Source organism: Psychrobacter sp. Ps2 (assembly GCF_022129405.1).
Lineage (GTDB): Bacteria > Pseudomonadota > Gammaproteobacteria > Pseudomonadales > Moraxellaceae > Psychrobacter.
This window is the reverse complement of sequence record NZ_JADQAM010000051.1, coordinates 51995-71522: the sequence shown is the minus strand read 5'-3', so window position 1 is coordinate 71522 and position 19528 is coordinate 51995. Positions and strand designations below refer to the sequence as shown.

At 43.7% G+C, this 19528-nt stretch carries 14 protein-coding genes; 5 read left to right on the top strand and 9 right to left on the bottom strand.

Annotated features, from left to right (window positions below):
- Positions 1 to 13 precede the first annotated feature (13 nt).
- Positions 14 to 1330 carry a lipid-A-disaccharide synthase gene (gene lpxB / locus I3254_RS06945; RefSeq protein WP_238052231.1) on the bottom strand — a complete coding sequence of 439 codons (1317 nt, stop codon included), beginning with the start codon at positions 1328 to 1330 and terminating at the stop codon, positions 14 to 16.
- A gap of 429 nt (positions 1331 to 1759) precedes the next feature.
- Here lpxB and I3254_RS06940 point away from each other — a divergent pair, with 429 nt between their 5' ends.
- A complete protein-coding gene (locus tag I3254_RS06940; RefSeq protein ID WP_102078467.1) occupies positions 1760 to 2842 on the top strand; it encodes a 3-deoxy-7-phosphoheptulonate synthase in 1083 nt (360 codons plus the stop codon).
- A 234-nt stretch (positions 2843 to 3076) separates the two neighbouring features.
- Here I3254_RS06940 and pepN read toward each other — a convergent pair whose 3' ends face one another.
- A complete protein-coding gene (pepN, locus tag I3254_RS06935; RefSeq protein ID WP_238052243.1) occupies positions 3077 to 5677 on the bottom strand; it encodes an aminopeptidase N in 2601 nt (866 codons plus the stop codon).
- Positions 5678 to 6106: 429 nt separating this feature from the next.
- Between pepN and I3254_RS06930 the strand changes: the two genes are divergently transcribed.
- From I3254_RS06930 to I3254_RS06920, 3 genes are all read left to right on the top strand, one after another.
- Positions 6107 to 6715, top strand: a complete 609-nt coding sequence (locus I3254_RS06930) for a DUF6231 family protein (RefSeq protein WP_238052230.1) — start codon at positions 6107 to 6109, stop codon at positions 6713 to 6715.
- 141 nt (positions 6716 to 6856) lie between these two features.
- Positions 6857 to 7375: a peptidoglycan-associated lipoprotein Pal gene (pal, locus tag I3254_RS06925; protein ID WP_101205056.1), complete on the top strand. Its 519-nt coding sequence runs from the start codon at positions 6857 to 6859 to the stop codon at positions 7373 to 7375.
- 218 nt (positions 7376 to 7593) lie between these two features.
- Positions 7594 to 8409 carry a 4'-phosphopantetheinyl transferase superfamily protein gene (locus I3254_RS06920; RefSeq protein WP_238052229.1) on the top strand — a complete coding sequence of 272 codons (816 nt, stop codon included), beginning with the start codon at positions 7594 to 7596 and terminating at the stop codon, positions 8407 to 8409.
- Positions 8410 to 8542: 133 nt separating this feature from the next.
- Here the strand turns inward: I3254_RS06920 and I3254_RS06915 are convergent, their stop codons facing one another.
- Entirely contained in the window at positions 8543 to 9454 is a 912-nt protein-coding gene (locus I3254_RS06915) for a hypothetical protein (protein WP_238052228.1), read from the bottom strand.
- Positions 9455 to 10047: 593 nt separating this feature from the next.
- Here I3254_RS06915 and I3254_RS06910 point away from each other — a divergent pair.
- On the top strand, positions 10048 to 10806 hold the full coding sequence (locus I3254_RS06910) for an IclR family transcriptional regulator (protein ID WP_102078462.1): 759 nt from the start codon (positions 10048 to 10050) through the stop codon (positions 10804 to 10806).
- Between the two features lie 206 nt (positions 10807 to 11012).
- Here I3254_RS06910 and mmsB read toward each other — a convergent pair whose 3' ends face one another.
- The 6 genes from mmsB to I3254_RS06880 all read right to left on the bottom strand — a co-directional run bounded on the left by mmsB (position 11013) and on the right by I3254_RS06880 (position 19493).
- Complete coding sequence (mmsB, locus tag I3254_RS06905) at positions 11013 to 11957, bottom strand: 3-hydroxyisobutyrate dehydrogenase (protein WP_238052227.1); 945 nt, start codon at positions 11955 to 11957, stop codon at positions 11013 to 11015.
- Positions 11958 to 12126: 169 nt separating this feature from the next.
- Positions 12127 to 13392: an enoyl-CoA hydratase/isomerase family protein gene (locus tag I3254_RS06900; RefSeq protein ID WP_238052226.1), complete on the bottom strand. Its 1266-nt coding sequence runs from the start codon at positions 13390 to 13392 to the stop codon at positions 12127 to 12129.
- A gap of 55 nt (positions 13393 to 13447) precedes the next feature.
- Positions 13448 to 14230, bottom strand: a complete 783-nt coding sequence (locus tag I3254_RS06895; protein ID WP_238052225.1) for an enoyl-CoA hydratase — start codon at positions 14228 to 14230, stop codon at positions 13448 to 13450.
- Between the two features lie 32 nt (positions 14231 to 14262).
- The gene (locus I3254_RS06890; RefSeq protein WP_238052224.1) at positions 14263 to 15423 is read right to left on the bottom strand and encodes an acyl-CoA dehydrogenase family protein; all 1161 of its coding nucleotides are present in this window, start codon (positions 15421 to 15423) and stop codon (positions 14263 to 14265) included.
- A gap of 219 nt (positions 15424 to 15642) precedes the next feature.
- On the bottom strand, positions 15643 to 17127 hold the full coding sequence (locus I3254_RS06885) for a CoA-acylating methylmalonate-semialdehyde dehydrogenase (RefSeq protein WP_238052223.1): 1485 nt from the start codon (positions 17125 to 17127) through the stop codon (positions 15643 to 15645).
- Positions 17128 to 17471: 344 nt separating this feature from the next.
- Positions 17472 to 19493, bottom strand: a complete 2022-nt coding sequence (locus I3254_RS06880) for a propionate--CoA ligase (RefSeq protein WP_238052222.1) — start codon at positions 19491 to 19493, stop codon at positions 17472 to 17474.
- Between the last annotated feature and the right edge of the window lie 35 nt (positions 19494 to 19528).

Genomic DNA, 19528 nt, shown 5'->3' with positions numbered 1-19528 from the left:
ATGTCTTTCTCATTTAATTAGGATTAATAATATCGGTATTTTGAATAAACCACTGTTCAATCACGCTGTTTGCAGGCTCATGGTTACTTTGCTGTTGTAGCGACTGCTTTGTCACTAGTAAGTCGTGTAATTGCTCGGCATAAGCGCGTGGTTGCAGCAATCGCATTACGGTGCGGCAGATATTGTCACCGCTCGCCTGCTCTTGAATCAGCTCAGGTACGATTGGCGCATTAGCCAATATATTAGGCAATGCCACATATGGTACTTTTACCAGACGCTTGGCTATTTGGTAAGTCAGCTGATTTAATTGATAGACCACTACCATCGGACGTTCAAGCAGCATTGCCTCCAGCGTTGCTGTCCCAGATGCCAGCATCACAATATCTGATGCCGCCATGGCATGTTGGCTAAATTCTGGCTGGGTATCATCGTAGACCACTACAATTGCTGCACGTAGCTGTTCTGAGCGTTGGTCGATCACTTCTTGCACAATATACTGATGGTTTTGATCGACCGTTGGAATAATAAAGCACAGCTTAGGATCTAACAGGATTAACTTTTGGATACCATCAAGCATCAATGGCAAAATGGCTGTAATTTCACCGCGCCTAGAGCCTGGCATCACACAAATAAGCTGACTCACATCATCAAATCGTTCGATGAAGAACTGCTGCAACCCATCATTGTCCCAGACCAACTCACTGCGACGTTGATTGATTGGTGTATCTATCAACGTCTGATCAATGGTTCGTAGCAATGGATGACCCACACAGATCGCCGGATGGTTATGTCGCTCATAAACTGGCAACTCAAACGGGAATAGGCATAGCACCAAATTGGTCGCCGCTTTAATATTATGAATACGCGACTCGCGCCACGCCCAAATAGAAGGGCTGACGTACTGCACACAAAACACGCCTTGGGGCTTTAGTTTTTTGGATACTCGCAAATTAAAATCAGGCGCATCAATACCGACGAACCAATCAATATTGGCGGTCTTAAATGCGCTCAGTAGCTCGCGGCGCGCTTTGAGCAAATCCGGTAGCTGCGACATGACCTCAACCAGACCCATCACTGCCAAGCGCTCTAACGGAAAAATACTCTGTAGCCCTTGCGCCTGCATTTTCGTACCGCCCACGCCTACCCAGACAATATCATCACGTAGATTATTCATTTGCCGCATAAAATCTGCGCCTAAGCTGTCACCAGATACCTCACCTGCGACGATGCCTATCACTAGCGGCGTAGCATTTATCTTTGCTACTTGAGAATTCGTCTCGGCTTGATGAATGAGGTCAGTATGGTGATGAGACGTAGCAGAATCTGTCATGACAAGCTCTCGATATTAGAAATACACAAAATAAAATAAACCGTTATTATAAAATATAACGTAATAAATCAGCGATACGACCTTATGAATAATATGAGCACTCATCCGTACTGTTTTAATGCCACAGTTTGGGCTACCCATCGCTAATGTTGCTATCATACTTGACGATGGTACAAATAGCGAAATTCACGCATAAAATCTGAGCGTTATGGACCAAAAACTCAATCAACTCTTATTAATAGATAGAAAAACCAAATGCTAAACGTGCATTTAGAACGTCAAATATCACGCTAAGTCTCTATAAGTATAACTAAGTTTTAGTTTCCTCATTCCAGTTATCAGTCAATTAACTGCTCGACTACCCTTGTCAACCAACACTTTTGTCCGCATAATGATTATTCCTATAAATCAGCTAGACGATATATAACCATGACAACATCAGTTACCCATAATGCAGATATTGACGACGTGAATATTGAAAAATTTATTCCTTTGATTACCCCCGCCGAGCTAAAAGCCGAGCTGCCTCTGTCAGACGACGCGTATAACACCGTACTAAAAGGTCGTAATACTATTCAAGATATCTTGGATGGTAAAGACAAGCGTTTGTTTGTGGTCATTGGCCCTTGCTCTATTCACGATATCAAAGCCGCTCACGAATATGCCGATCGTTTAGCCGTATTGGCAAAAGAAATTGAAGACAGTGTATTTGTGGTCATGCGTGTTTATTTTGAAAAACCTCGTACGACGGTTGGCTGGAAAGGCATGATCAACGACCCTGACATGAATGACAGTTTTGATATAGAAAAAGGCTTGCGCACGGCTCGTAAATTGCTACTTGATCTGAATGAAAAAGGTCTACCTTGCGCGACTGAAGCACTTGATCCAAATACGCCGCAGTACATCCAAGATCTAATCAGCTGGTCAGCCATTGGAGCACGTACCACTGAAAGCCAAACGCATCGCGAAATGAGCTCTGGCTTATCATGCCCAGTTGGCTTCAAAAATGGTACTGATGGCGGTATGACGGTAGCTGTAAATGCCATGCAAGCGGTTAAAGAAGGTCATAGCTTCTTAGGTCTATCATCAGATGGTAAAGTCTCTATCATCAAATCTAAAGGTAATCCTTACGCGCACGTGGTACTTCGCGGTGGTAATGGTAAACCTAACTATGATGAAACTGCGGTAGCTCAAGTTGAAAACGAGCTGGCAAAAGGCAAGACCAATAGCAAGATTATGATTGACTCAAGCCATGCCAACTCCGGTAAAGACCCTTACCTACAACCGATGGTTATCAAAAACGTTGCCGAACAAATTCAAAACGGCAATAAATCAATTATCGGTATGATGATTGAGAGCCACTTAAAAGGCGGCAATCAAAAATTGACTGCTGATTTAAGCCAGCTTGAGTATGGCAAATCGATCACCGATGGTTGCCTAGATTGGGATAGCACTGTCACAGCATTACGTGACTTACGTGATATGGTAAAAGATGTGCTACCAAATCGCTAATCGCTATTCGCGATAATTTATCGTCAAGCAAACAATAAAAAGCCCCTTGCGCATCAGTGCGAAAGGGGCTTTTTATTTATGAACATTCTATAAGAAACACTCTATTCTAAAATTTGATTAGCAATGACCAGCAACGATACATGTTTCGTTAATTGGTCAGAGCTAACCTTATTCTGAAATTGATATTTTCATAAAATTGATATTACATTTCGATGTATATTGCACTGCTCTCAATTAATTATTTGCAGCACCTAACACGCTCTCTAAGCTTTCGAGCACATGCTTAGATGAGACATTCTTTTGTAAATCTATCAGCTGCTCGTGCGCCATTTGACGACGCTGCTCAGCCAACGTATTCCAGCGGGCTAGTACTTGCAGTAAGCGTGAGGCTAATACAGGATTGGCATCATCTAATTTCTGAATCACGCCTGTATACATCTCTAGACCTTCTGCCGTCCAGAGTACCGTCGGTTGCGAGCTAAAAGCGCTGATAACCGAACGGACACGATTAGGCGTATTCCAATCAAAGTCTGTGTGCGTCAGCAGCGACTTGACCATATCAGGCGTTACGTCGTCAGCCGCAGCTTGGACACTGAACCACAAATCGATAACCAGATCGTTTGCTTGGAAACGCTCATAGAAGTCCGCTAAATACTTATCTGCACCTGCCAATTGGTGATTGACCATGGCCTTCAGTGCACCAAAGCGCTCAGTCATACAGCTGGCATTATCATACTGCTGTTGTGCCCAGTCTGCTGCAGCATCTACATTGGCAGTCAACGCCATATCGAGCACGACATTACGCAGCGCACGAATACCTCGAGCTTCAGCGCTATCCTCATAAGACTGCATTGGCAGGTTGTTGTACAGCTCAGCCCATTGGCCTTTTAACTTATCAGCCACTTGCTTGTATAGCCCATCGCGCTGCTCTTTAACCAACACTGGATCGTAGTCTTTAGAAATAGCAGAAGCCAGCTCTTGCGCTGATGGAATATCAAGCAATCGTGCCGCTAGCATCGCATCGTCAGCCGCTAAGACAGGCAACGTCTGCGCCAATGCTTCCAAATATACATCAGGGCTGCTCTTCGTACCTTGGCCTTGCAGCAAAATACGATTTACCAGCATTTGAGTGACCTGCCAGCGGTTAAATCCATTGGTTTCATGCTTGAGCAAAAATGCTAAGTCTGCATCTTGGTAGTCATAGTTAAGCTGTACTGGCGCACTAAAATCACGTAGTAATGACACAACAGGCTCGCTCGCGACATTCTCAAAGACAAACGTTTGCGTCGCCTCGTCAAGCAATAACATACGCTCAGCAACGATAGCGCCTGAGTCTTTGTCAAATAAGGCGGTTGCTACAGGTATTGGCAATGGTTTTGGTGCATCAAAGCCTTTAACATGGCGTGTCTGCTGATTCAAAGTAATGGTCAGCGTCTGTGCTGCGCTATCATAGGTTTGAGAACCCGATACCACTGGCGTACCAGGCTGACGATACCAATCAATAAAATTCTCGATTTTGTCATCAGTGATACTCAGCGCTGATAAAAAGTCCTCAACCGTTACCGCTTGTCCATCATAGCGACGGAAGTACTCATCTGTTCCTTTTCGGAAATCATCTGGCCCTAACGTATTGGCAATCATGCGTACAATTTCAGCGCCTTTCTCATAGACAGTCGTCGTATAAAAATTATTAATCTCAACAAAACTCTCTGGACGTACTGGATGTGCTAATGGGCCTGCATCTTCGCTAAATTGATGGGCACGTAGAGTCGCTACGTCATCAATACGCTGTACCGCACTTGACTGTTGATCTGCTGAGAACGATTGATCACGGTAAACGGTGAAGCCTTCTTTCAAGCACAGCTGAAACCAATCACGGCAAGTGATACGGTTACCAGTCCAATTATGAAAATACTCATGAGCAATAATGGCTTTTACGCTAAAACTACGGGCATCGGTGGTCGTCTCAGGGCTAGATAACACGCAAGCGGTGTTAAAAATATTCAAACCCTTATTTTCCATTGCACCCATATTAAACTGGCTGACCGCCACAATCATATAGCGATCTAGATCATAAGCTCGCCCGTAATTGACCTCATCCCACTCCATGGCATCTTTTAGGGCTTGCATACCGACATCGCATTTATCGATATCAGCAGACTTGGCATACAACTCAAGCAATACTTCTCGACCTTCGCTGGTCGTATAAGAATCTGTCAATACATCTAAATCGGCAACTACACAGGCAAATAGATAGCTTGGCTTATTAGTTGGATCGTGCCAGATGGCGTAATGGCGGTCTGGCGCGTCGGCCACTTCACCTGCTTCGACTAAGTTACCATTGGCCAATAACGTCGGATAGCGCTTATCTGCTTCAAGTCGCGTGGTAAATATCGCCAACACATCAGGGCGATCCGGATAAAAAGTAATCTTACGGAAACCCTCTGGCTCGCACTGAGTCACAAACATAGTATCGTCGCCACTGCCCGCCATATACAGACCTTCAAGCGCCGTATTAGTCTGTGGGTAGATACGCACTTGAATGTCTAAAGTAGCTCGCTCAGGGGCATTATAAATCGTCAGCTTACTTGCTTCCTGCTGATAATCCTCAGTGCTCAACGCCTTACCGTTCATCGTAATCGTTAGCAGCTCTAATGACTCACCAAATAAGACGATATCCCCTGCCGTTTGACGTACCATCTCAAGCGTACTGTCTACCTGCGCGTAGTCTTCAAACAGCTTAATATCTAAATGTACTGTCTCGACATCAAAACTTGGTTTGGTATAGTCTTTTAGATTAATCTTACTTGGCGTATGGGGCGGCACATCTGGCATTTCAGGATTGATGATTTGTGCATCAGTTTCAGCAGTAGACATATGGCGTCCTATTATTATCGGTGGTTTGGTTATAAGGTATTTTTACTGGGGATGAGTAATATATGATTAATATCATTTTACTATTTGCAAAAGGCACTAGTGCAAATAAAGACCTTATCTTTAGGCTAACTAATCAGCTAAGCGCTTAATAAACTAAGCACATACACAAAACTTCGCAGTGACTAAGCTAACTTCATTACTAAATTGATTTTCTTATCAAGCTTATAGCTAGATTGACCTAAATCGCCAAATTTCAAGTATGTAAAGTAAGATATCGTCGGTTCAAGATGATTTAAATATGAAACATACGTTATCAATTGGATAATGTCGTTGAAAATGATTTAATAGTCATACTGATGACCTATCATTTAACTAACGGCCTATTATATGACAAAAAATACGGTGAAACGCGCAGACATTACCCTACCTTTGCTTATAGAGTATGTTGACGCGCTACTACCCTCATTGGCGACTCAGACAGAACTGTCACCTGAGCATAGCAAAGATAATAGTGAAGCATTATGGGTAATACATAACCATGCGGATTTATTAGCACTACAAGCACAACTTGACGATACTACATCTACTAATGAGAACACTGAATCGAAGCGGAACGCACGACACTTATCAACGTTATCAGATCTTGCTAAACAGCATGTACCTGATCGTTATGAGCTTGCTTGCTTTTGGCTACCCACCTTGTCAGAAGAGCTGACTCAACACTATGTGCCGCTACTCATGCGCTACCGTGACCTGTATGCCGCGCACTTGCTTATTGCATTGGACAGCTCGATAGACCTAAAACCTTACGGCTTTACGCCATTTGATATATTGAATGAGCCATCTCTAAATATTGATGACATTCAATCTATTACCTCATCAACCGTTACTGCAACGCTTTGGCAATTTAACCTATATGATTACAAACAACTGCCGAATTGGCTCAATGCTGACTACTGGGCCAACCCTGAAAACTGGGGCAAGCACCGCTGGTAATACGCTCGATTTTATCTATCGTAATTTACAGTAAAAATACTTACATAAATTAACATTTAGTATATTATAGATAGAGATTGCCTAAGTTTTATCGGAAGCAGTTTAAAAAAACAAATTTAATTAAAATTTTAGGAGCTCGTCATGTCAATCAGTTTTTCTAAGATCGCTGTTCTTGCTTTATTATCAAGTGCCGTTGCATTAACCACTGGTTGTGCTACCAAGCGTTCTACCTCAGAAGTTGTCGTTGCCCCGCTAGGTATTCCAGGTGGACAAGTGGGCTATAACGGTGCTGTTATCGTTGATAACTCAAACGCTGTCATCACTGGCGCTGAGAATATACAAGCAGTGGTCTACTTTGCCTTTGATAGCAGCGAAATTACTGCTCAATCAGCGAGCGTCCTTAACCAACACGTAAGCCTGCTAAATTCAAACCCAGCAGCGACTGTCGTTATCGCAGGTCACACTGATGAGCGCGGTAGCCGTGAATACAACATGGCACTAGGTGAGCGACGCGCACAAGCTGCTCGTAACTACCTTGCTGCTCAAGGTGTCACTGCAAACAACATCCGTGTGATTAGCTATGGTGAAGAGCGCCCTGCAGCAGCTGGTAACACTGAAGACGCGTATGCACAAAACCGTCGTGCTGAGCTGTCTTACTAAATTGTGATTTAGCGTTATTTATAACGTTCGACGATTAAATAAAGCCCAGTAATAATATATTGCTGGGCTTTTGATATTTTTGACCCGATAATTAAATATAGATTATTTAGACATAGCAATTGAGATATGACTATCGACGTCTCAAGTACATTACGTTCAAACTTACACATTCTTATATATTCAATTCTATAATAATCGTTTTTGATGACTATTAATATATGCCGACTTCCAACCTTACCCAGATACAGTATACTCAACTCGACACCACGACATGGTGTGTGACGGCTCAAGTGAGCGAGTCAATCAGTCATTCAGTCACTGGAAGCTTGTGCAATACATCCTCATGGTTGTCATCATGTAATACGTCGTATGAAGACATCATCAAGTTTAATAGCCTAAATTGGCAATATCAGATGGCGACAGCAGTGCCTAAACACTCAGTACCTACTCTAGCGCGTAAACAGCGTCAGCAGCAGCGACAAGGCGTCAGGCAACTATTGCAAGAGCTGCTTAAGAAGTTAGAAATAGATGACACCTTGGATGAGTCAAGTTTTCCCTATCGGCTTGTTAATAGTCAGCATTATGTATGCTTCAGCCATACAGACGCTAGTAGTTCAAAGCAAACCACAGAATCGAATCAGACAAATTTTACGCGTTTACACAGTAAAATAGCGGTTGTTATTAGTCGTCAGCGTCCTGCCGGTATCGATATAGAGACCAATAATATTGCGTGGCATGTAGTCAAGCGTTTCTACTCAGAGAGTGAGTTGACGATTTTACAGGAGCTATCTACAGATCAGCGAGAACGCACTGCCAAACTGTTATGGCAAATAAAAGAAAGCTTTATCAAAGTCAACCAATATACATTAGCTCAAGGCTTAGGTATGGATTACTCTCACCTTATTCCTAGCTTGATTGAAAATAATAGAGAGATTAACTCTGCATCTGTACTCAATGATAGTGAAGATACGGATTACCAATCTGTTTATCGTATTGCCGCGTTACAATCTCAGCAAACTGTCATCGTTTTCTGATCAAGGTCTTTTGAGCAAAATTCAAACCTGATTTCAGAATATTTTCACTAATTTATTTTAGACATAAAAAAACGACCCTAAAAAGGATCGTTTTTTGTTTTCTACTAATGACAGTATTTAAACTGTGATTAGCTTAGAAACGGTAAGTTGCACCAACTTTAACAATTGGGAACCACTCTAACCAATCTTTATCTTCTAGCTCTTGCTCAGCAGCTTTAGCAACATCCTTACCTGTAACAACAGTTGTAGAAGTATTACCACTATTTCCAGATACAGCTGTAACTAGAGCATCTGGGTTGCTTGAGCGAACAGTGGCATCAGTTTTACCCATGTATGCTGCACCGATTTCACCGAATAGACCGAAGTTATTGGTGATGTTAGGACGGAAACCGATAGTAGCATAAGGAGCTAACTTGTTACGGTGCTCGATAGTACCAGACAATGTTCCAGTTTGGCCAGCATCATAATCAACATCATCAATTCTGAAATTTGGACCTTCAGAATTTGCACGTACATCGATATCGTTATCAGGAACAATGATACCAGCACCAACTGTGAACCAGTTACCAGTAGGACGTAATTGTACACCTAGGTATGGGTTACTAAAGTCAGCATCTACATCATAGTTTACGTCGTCTGCATCGAAATCACCGCCGAAAAGGTCAGCTACATCGCCACCTGCCCAACCAGCTTGCAATTCAGTTTTTTCGTTAAGTGACCAACCGATGTTAGCACCATAACCTAAAGTACCAACTTCAGCGCTAACTGATGCTGGGTTCACTACTTTACTGAAGAAACCTTTAGTACCACCAACAACAGCGCCAGTAGTGTTGCTTACTACACCAGCGTTAGCATCGTATGCATAAGCAGCAGGTTCTGCTTGATAAGCAACAGCAACTGGCTCAGCTTGATAAGCAACAGCAACTGGCTCAGCTTCATATGCAACTGCAGCATTGTCATCAACAACGATAACTGGATCAGCAGCTAATGCAGCAGTTGATGCTAGAACAGCAGCAGAGATTGCCGTCAATTTAATCAATTTCATAATTATTCTCCTAAAGTGTGAAATAAACCCGCCCATAAAAAACGATGATTGTGCTTTTTTTAAACCATCATTTTGTTGAGGTGATTAAAACAATTCTGACTTAAAAAGTCACCCCTACTGATGCTGTTTTTATTTGCCATTATGTAAAGATTGCATAGGTACTGTAATAATTGCTACACCAATCTGCAAAAATTCGCTTTTATGTTACATAACGTCCTTAAAGTAACCAAACAGCGTAAACATGAGACTTCGCTTGCTTAATGTTTATGTAAGGGTATTGCAAAACATGTCCACATAATTATCTAGAACGCACTTTGAATCAATGACAGTTATATGGCTTAACCTTACAGAATAGTATGCCTTGTGAGTTGACGTATCTATTGTTACTTATATAAGAAAATCTACACCAACAAATAAAACGATATAAATGATCTCATATAACGCGACTAACGCTTGCCTCAAGCGGATATTATGCTAAATTAGTTGTTATAATAGATTTGTTATAGAACGTCAGTATTGTCACCATTTGTCTTATTTATGAAAATTTTGTGATGCTGTCTGCTCTATTTCTTTACTCCTACTGAGTCATATATATGCCTAAAGTATCGTCGATTACCCGTGTCCTAGAAATCATCGAAGCAGTGTCTTATGCTTCAAAACCGCTTTCTCCACTAGAGCTCTCACAAGAGCTAGATATCCCTAAACCGACCATTCATAGATTGATTCAAAACTTGGTTGATGATGGTTTTTTGACTGTTGATATTGGTGGCGGTATTATCCCTGGTAAGCGCGTACGCAATTTGAGCGTTGAGCTCTGGCAGCAACGGTTATTTTTTAACGAACGGCAGATGATTTTGCAAAAGCTGGTTGACGAGCTAAAAGAAACTTGCGGCATTGGTATTCCTTATCATATGAATATGATCTATACCAACCGTGCTCAAACGACCTTACCACTACAGATTTATCTTCCTGTCGGAGCAAAATCACCCATGTGGTGTACAGCGACTGGCAAGCTCTATCTAAGCCAACTATCTACAACTAGCCGTATGAAAATACTACAAGGGTTACCACTAGATAAGTTCACTAAGAATACGATTACTGATATCGATGCATTAAATGCCGAGCTTGATCGTATCGCTGATACTGGTATCGGCATCGATAATGAGGAGTTTATCTCTGAGATGGTGGCAGTGGCTGTACCTATACTCGACAAAAAGTCACGCTATCTGGCTTCTCTCTATTTGCATGCACCAACTATACGAGTATCACTCGACGATCTGCTGACTCATGTACCACGCCTACAGAAAGCTGCGCAAGACGTTCAGACGCTCGTCTACGATCTGCAAAGCTAACACAGTCTATTAGCCATAAAAAAAGGTCTACGCTATGATTTTAGCGTAGACCTTTTTCTTTTTAGCAAATGCATTCTCTTAATTAATGCCACCTACTAATGATACGAAAAATTCTTAATATTAGTATCTTTAAGAATTGGTATTCCTAAAAATTGATATGTCTAAGAAGGTTACATTCAAAAGAGAAGCAGTCAAGAGAGTTATGCTTAGGACAATAATGAGACATCATGACGTCCGATAATACTAGAGAAATCTTTATCACCATTCTCTACAGTATGTGAGGCATATAACTCTGTTGCTTTAGCACCCATTGGCGTTTCTACTTCAGTGTCTTGAGCAGTCTGCATCGCAAGGTTCAAATCTTTTTGCATCAATTTGCTCATAAAACCGCCTTGATAGCCATTGCTAGAGGGCACATTTTCCATGACTTTCGGGTAAGGGTTATAAACTTCTAGTGTCCAGTTACGCCCTGAGCTCTGTAGCATGATATCTGATAGCACTTTGGGATCTAGACCGTTCTTGACGCCTAGATTAATCGCCTCTGCCGTGCCTGCCATCAGAATGCCTAGCAGCATATTGTTACAGATTTTAGCCACTTGTCCTGCACCGTGCTCGCCAGCATGAAAGATATTCTTTCCCATGATAGCGAGAATAGGCTCAGCCTTGGCAAAAGCTTCAACGCTACCGCCAACAATAAAAGTCAAACTACCAGCAACTGCCCCGCCTGTGCCACCAGAGACTGGCGCATCCAAAAAGTCGATGCCAAGCTTACTTGCCGCCTCTGCCACTGTCCTTGCATCAGCTGCCGCAATCGTACTACTATCAATCACAAGCGTGCCTTTTGGCAGTTCTGCTAGCAGACCATTAGATCCGCTATCGCCCAGATATACAGAATGTACATGCTGACCTGCAGGTAACATACTAATCACAACTTGAGCATTGCTTGCAGCATCTTTAGGACTTTTTGCGATACTGGCCCCTGCTTGTGCTAAGCGCTGGGTTGCAACCTCAGACAAATCAAAAACAGATAGCTCGTAACCTGCCTTTAATAAATTCTCTGCCATTGGCGCACCCATATTACCAAGCCCAATGAAGGCGATATTTGGTTTAGAGTTATTATTATCCATCGTACTTGTATCCTTCGTACCCATCTCATCACTCCTTGATGATTTATGATGTAGCTATTGCTACATGCTATTTAACAGTATTTATTAGTGAATATTGCTTATTAATGAATGCTGCTATCTTATGTCTTAGCATCATTCTTCAAAGCGTTATAAAGTCGCTGACTGTTTTACGTTATAAATTTCTTTTAGGCAGTTAGCGGACATACTGACTACCCAAAGCGTCACTACCTAACCAATCGCTCAAAGGATGCTCACCTTTTGCATAAGGATTGACAAAATGCTGGTCGATATACGCCTGCCCTTCTACACTGATACAATCTACTAATGAGCGCGACCATTTAGGACTTCTATCTTTATCAATCAATAGCGCCCGCACGCCTTCTTTGAAGTCAGGATTGGCCGCGCAATGTACTGCGACGTTGGTTTCTAAATACAGTACTTGTTCGATCGATAGGTCAGCGACTTTGTAATACAGCGCATAGGTTAATGCAGCCGTTACTGGGCAGCCATGGCGATAAGTGGCGACTGCGCGCTGCGTCCAGCTGTCTGCTGCAAAATCTTGGTTTAGCTGTGCGAGTGCTGCATCGCTTTGTAGCAGCGTATCGATATCAGCCAAACCGCCACTATTCATCAGTTGCTGGATAGGTTGCCAATATGTTGCCAGCTTACTATCTGGCAGTTCGGCTACGGGCAGTTCAGCAAGCGCACGACTAACAATACTATGTGCGCTATTGTCATGGCACTTATCTGCACTGCTAGTGTTATCGACTGCCTGCCAGTTGCTCTGTTTGAGACATTGGATAACAGCATCATAGTCATAGCTAGCAACAGCATACTCTGCCAGATTGGCCAATAGCGCGTCACTGCCATTACACATCGCGCCAGTTAGACCTAAAAACAAACCCGTCTTAGCAGGCATACGCTGCAAAAACCAACTACCAGATGCATCAGGGAACAGTCCAATTGTGACTTCAGGCATGGCAAAACGCGTACGCTCAGTGACCAAACGATGACTACATCCTGCCATCAGTCCCATACCGCCGCCCATGATGATGCCATCGCCCCAAAGTATTAATGGTTTCGGATAAAAGTGCATTTGACGATAGAGACGGTACTCGTGACTAAAAAATTCAGTAGCATATGGGTTTGGCATTGGTGCACTGGTAGACATGCTGTCATAGAGCTTACGAATATCGCCGCCCGCACAGAACGCTTTATCCCCTGCACCTTTTAATACAAGCGCAACCACTTGATCATCGGCTTGCCATTGCTCTAACTGCGCTGAGAGCAATTGACACATATCAACGCTGAGTGCATTAAGTGATTTTGGGGTGTTAAGTGTCATGACTCCAATCAAGTGCCCGCAATCTGTCGGTTCAGTACTGAACAGTACAGGCGCTTCTTGTGCTGCATTATTGACTGAAATTTGGGAGTTAATATCATTCGTCGCTGCTGTCATAAAAGTGACCTACAAAATTAAATAATAAAAATGGCTTAAGCGTTTTGACTGCTGTTTATTTGTTTTGCCAATTGGGTTTACGCTTTTCTAAAAAGGCTTGTACCCCTTCGCGCTGATCGTTGGTATCAAACAACTTCACGAACGCTTCACGCTCATGGATGAGGTTTTGCGCAGGCGGTGTATCTCTAGCCGCTTGAATAAGCGACTTAGAATAACTGATAGCAACAGGAGACTGTTTAGCGACTTTTTTTGCCAAGGCCTGAGCGATTTGCAATCCCTCACCTTTTGCAGCGACCTCTTCAACCAGACCGATACGCAATGCCGTATCTGCATCGATCCGCTCACCACACAGTATCATGCGTTTGGCCCAACCTTCCCCTACTAACATAGGTAGGTTCTGTGTGCCACCAGCACATGGCAATAATCCTACGCCTGTTTCTGGCAGTGCCATCTGTGCGTGCGCTTCTGCAATACGGATATCACATGCGAGCGCACACTCAAGTCCGCCGCCCATCGCATAGCCGTTAATCACTGCGATACTGACACCTCGATAGGCAGACAATGCTTCAAACGCCTCGCCAAATGCAATCGCCATGCTGATGGCACGGCCTTTATCACCGTCTGAAAAATTGTTTAAATCTGCACCAGCTGAAAAAAATTTTTCACCATCTCCATGCACGATCAATGCGTAGACATCGTCATTGGCATTGAGATCTGTGATGAGCTGCTTAAGTGCTTGCAGACTGTCCATCGTCCACGTGTGTGCCGGTGGGTTATTCAACGTCAATGTTGCGGTATGACCATCAATTGATAGCTTTAGGTTTGTATAATCTGTCATAAAACATCCTTGTTTCAGTAGATCGAGATAAATTAGCGAAGTTGGCTTAGCCCTTCATCTTGCAAGACTTGACGCGAAATAATCACTCGCATGATCTCATTGGTGCCTTCTAGAATTTGATGCACACGCAAATCGCGTACGTGGCGCTCAAGTGGATACTCGTTTAGATAACCATAGCCGCCGTGCAATTGCAGAGCTTCATTGGCAACATCGAAACAAAGGTCGGTGGAGAGACGCTTGGCCATTGCGCAGTAGGTAGACGCTTGCCCATCATTGTTGTCGACTTTGTCAGCTGCAAGATACAGCATTTGGCGCGCGGCGATGGTCTGAGTCAACATATCAGCAAGTTTAAACTGTACTGATTGTAAGCTTGCGATTGGACTGCCAAATTGGCTACGCTCTTGTACGTAGCTGGTTGCCGTCTCTAATGCAGTCTGCGCCGTTCCTACCGCGCAAATACCGATATTGATACGACCACCATCGAGTCCTTTCATAGCGATACGAAAGCCTTGGCCTTCCTCACCTATCAGGTTTTCTGTTGGGACTTTGACATCTTTAAAACTAATCGTGCGTGTTGGCTGTGCTTTCCAGCCCATCTTATGCTCATTTTTACCATATTCAATACCAGCACTATTGGCATCTACAACAAACGCTGATACACCTTTTGGCCCAGCACCACCAGTACGCGCCATCACCACCAATACATCGGTTGAACCTGCGCCAGAGATAAAGGTTTTTTCGCCGTTCAGTACGTAATGCTCGCCTTGCTTCTCCGCTTTGGTACGTAATGAAGCTGCATCAGACCCTGCATTTGGTTCTGTTAAACAATAGCTACCAAGCCACTCACCGCTGACCATGTTGGGTAGATATTTTTTGCATAGCGTATCGCTACCATACTCACCAATCATCCATGCAGCCATATTATGAATACTCATATAAGCGGCTACAGCCGTATCGCCCCATGCAAGCTCTTCGAATACCATCGCTGAGTCCAGTCTTGGTAGGCCTAAGCCGTCATATTCTGGATTGGTATACAGTCCCAAAAAGCCAAGCTCACCAGATTTTTTGATCACATCTATTGGGAAATGCGAGTTGCGATCCCATTCAGCAGCATTTGGCTTTAGCTCTTTTTGCGCAAACTGACGAGCCGTTTGGCGAAAGGCGACTTGGTCATCGGTCAATGAAAAATCCATAGGGTCATCCTTGTTCTTATAGATCAAATAGAGGGCTTAAATCTCAGATAAACATTAATAAAAGCTTTAATAAAAAGGTTGGTCAGAGATTTTATAAGACATTAGCGCGACATGATAGTGGCATAACGATAATAAAATTGCGTTTAATAGTACCGCAAGTCGCATTATCGTCATACCGAAAACACAAAATGTCATAACGAAACGACAATGAGCTGACGATTAAATTGAAATCGTCGTATTAACACCGCGGCTCGCTTCATCATCAAACCAACGCGCAGTCACAGTCTTTGTCTGAGTATAGAACTGGACGGCTTGCTTGCCATAAGGACCTAGGTCACCAAGCTTGCTGCCACGTGAACCTGAGAACGAGAACATTGGTAGTGGCACAGGGATTGGCAAGTTAATACCGATTTGACCAACTTGAATATCTTGCTGGAATTTATGTGCAGCTGCCCCTGACTGAGTAAATATCGCCGTACCATTGCCATGTGGATTGGCATTCAATAGTGCAATCGCTTCGTCCAAGCTGTTAGCACGCATAATACATAGTACTGGACCAAAGATTTCTTGTTGATAAATTTGCATATCACTTGTGACATTATCAAAGATAGTTGGGCCTACAAAGTTACCTTTCTCGAACCCTTCAACGGTAATTCCGCGACCATCTAGTATCAAGCTTGCGCCCTCTTCTACCCCAGTCCCAATCAAATGCTCGACACGGGCCTTCGCAGCAGGCGAAATCAACGGCCCCAAATCCTTGTCATTTTTGCCAGCTGAGACGACCAAGCTTTCTGCTTTTGCTTTAATCTCATCAATCCACTCACCAGCTGCGCCTACTAGTACGACGACTGACAGCGCCATACAGCGCTGACCAGCTGCACCAAATGCTGCGCCTGCTAACTGATTGAGCGTTTGCTCTTTATTGGCATCTGGCAGGATAACGCCATGGTTTTTGGCACCCATCATGCACTGGGCACGCTTACCTGATTGACTGGCACGCTCATAGACGTGTTTGCCTACATGAGTAGAGCCTACAAAAGAAACGGCTTTGATATCTGGATGGTCGCAGATAGCATCGACGGTTGCTTTGCCTCCATGTACCACGTTAAGAACGCCTTCTGGTACGCCCGCTTCAATCGCTAGCTCAACCAAACGCATAGTCACCATCGGATCTTGTTCAGACGGTTTTAGGATAAATGTATTACCCGTAGCAATCGCCATTGGGAACATCCATAGTGGAATCATCGCTGGGAAGTTAAATGGTGTGATACCAGCGCAAACGCCGAGTGGCTGCCAAATACTATAAGTATCGACACCTGACGCCACGTTTTCTACGAAGTCGCCGATTTGCAGATTGGCAATACCAGCGGCATGCTCTACCACTTCTAGACCGCGGAACACATCACCGCGTGCATCTGCAATCGTTTTGCCTTGCTCTGCGGTCAAGATTTCTGCCAGCTCATCCATATGATCACGAATCAAAGATTGATACTTTAAAAAGATACGCGCACGCGTGGTAATTGGCGTTTTGCGCCATGTCTCAAACGCAGTCTGTGCGGATGCAACCGCTTGGTTAATCTCATCATTGGTAGTTTGTGGGACTTTGGCGATGACTTCTTGCGTCGCAGGATCGGTGATATCGATCCATTCATCGGTGTTTGATTGTACGAACTGACCATTGATGAGCTGTTGAACGTGGTGCATAAGATATCCTTATCTTTTTTGCGAGACTACCGTGTGACGGCACCTATATATTTATTAGAAAAATAAAAGCGATGAGTATTTGTCTGTAAAGCATTATTAAAAACTGAATTTTAAAATGATTTATTTTGTATCGTTATTAACTATAACAATAAATCATTTTTACGGTCAAGCGCTTTATCGAAATTTTATCTAAGTTTATTTTAATAGCACGTGTTTTTATAAAAATTGTTTAAATAACAAAAACAAAAAAAGCCCATGATGACTCATGAGCTTTTTGAAGTTAACCTGACTTTGATACGCGATGAACAACATCACTATTTTTGTATGAGGCTAATTTATACCAATCAATAATCTTTCATCGCCTGCTTGATCGCATCAATAGCAGTTGGGTTATCAAGCGTTGACATATCTCCTGTTGGCTGGTCTTCCGCTAAAGCACGAATTGAGCGACGTAATATTTTACCAGAGCGGGTCTTTGGCAGCGCCTGCGGGAAATAAATCGCAGCGGGTCGGGCAATGCCACCCAAAGATTTGACGACTGCGCCTATCACTTGCTGCTCAATACGAAAACGGTTTTCGGTGGTTTCAATTTGCATCTGATCTTTTAGGACGCAGAATGCAATGGGCAGCTCGCCTTTTAGCTCGTCTTGAATACCCACTACAGCGCACTCTGCCATCTCTGGATGTGTACTGATGGCCTCCTCAATCTCTTGCGTGCCTATTCGATGTCCTGCGACGTTAATCACATCATCGGTACGCCCTAAGATGTAGAAATACCCTTCTTCATCTGTCACTGCATAGTCCGAGGTTGAGTACTGCTGACCATCAAACAGACCAAAGTAGCTGCTGATAAATCGCTCGTCATTACGCCATACCGTAGTGAGACAGCCAGGCGGTAGTGGTGCTTTAATTGCGAGCAGCCCTTTTTCGCCAGCCTGACAAGGATCGCCCGTTTCCTCATTAATGACATGCGCCTCATAGCCATACATCGGGTAACCAGGTGATCCCTGCTTATGCGGTTTGTGATTGAATTTTGGCGTATGACTTAAGATTGGCCAACCAGATTCTGTCTGCCAATAATGATCTAAAATTGGTACGCCTAGATGTTGGGTTAACCAATTGGCCGTTGACTCATCAAGCGGCTCGCCTGCCAAAAAGAACGACTTCACACTAGAGACATCGTAACGCGTCATCCAGCTTTCGTCTTGCTTTTTGAGCATGCGCACGCCTGTGGGTGCAGTGAACAAAATATTGACTTTGTTGGCCTCGACGATGCGCCACCAGATGCCAGGGTTTGGCATATGCGGTAAGCCCTCATACATGATACTGGTCATACCCGCCAGTAACGGCGCATAGATCGTATAAGAGTGCCCAACGGCCCAACCAATATCAGATATTGCCCAAAACGTCTCGCCCGCCTTGCCATCATAGACATAATCCATTGACGTCGTCAGCGCAACTGCATGACCGCCTGTATCCCGCTGCACCCCTTTTGGTGTGCCAGTAGTACCAGAAGTATAAAGCAAATAGGACGAGGTATTTGACTCGAGCCAAACTGGCTCTACGACTGCATTGGCCTCACAACTATGACGACGCTCAGTTGCATAATCAACATCGATCGCTTTGGTTTCAAATGGCAATATACCGCGATTAATCACTAGCACATGTTCTGGTTTGACAGTCGCTTGTTCGACGCCTTGATTGACTAGGTTTTTATAATTAACAACCTTACCACCGCGTAGCCCTGCATCTACGGTAATGACCATTTTGGCTTCGGCATCATCCATACGGATAGCCAAATTATGGGCGGCAAACCCACCAAACACGACTGAATGGACGGCACCAATACGCGCACAAGCCAGCATGGCGTAAGCGGCTTCTAATATCATCGGCATATAGATAATGACACGGTCACCCTTGTCAATACCGTGACGCTGTAGCACATCGGCAAAATAATTAACTTCTTTATGCAAGTCATTATAAGTTAGGCGGCGCTTGGTATAGTCTGTATAAAACTCGACGTTGTTACCTAAATCTTTAAACGAATCAACGACCGCTGGAAAGGTTTCTATCAATTCTTGATTAATCTCTGATGACACCCACACAAAAGCATCTTGCTCTGCCCGGTCTGCTAGATGGCGATCGACGCAGTTATAACAAAGATTTGTCTCACCGCCGACGAACCATTTGGCAAAAGGCAGATTACTGTCATCTAGAATTTGCTCAGGCTCTTTATGCCAATAGATACGCTTCGCCTGCTCAGCCCAAAACTGCTCTCGATCCGTAATAGACTCATGATAAATATCAGCGAAGTTTGGCGTGTCTGTCGTTTGGGTGGAAACTGGGGATAGGGAATGGTCGCTCATAGTAGCTGTCCTTAGCATAAACGAGAAATGGGGCA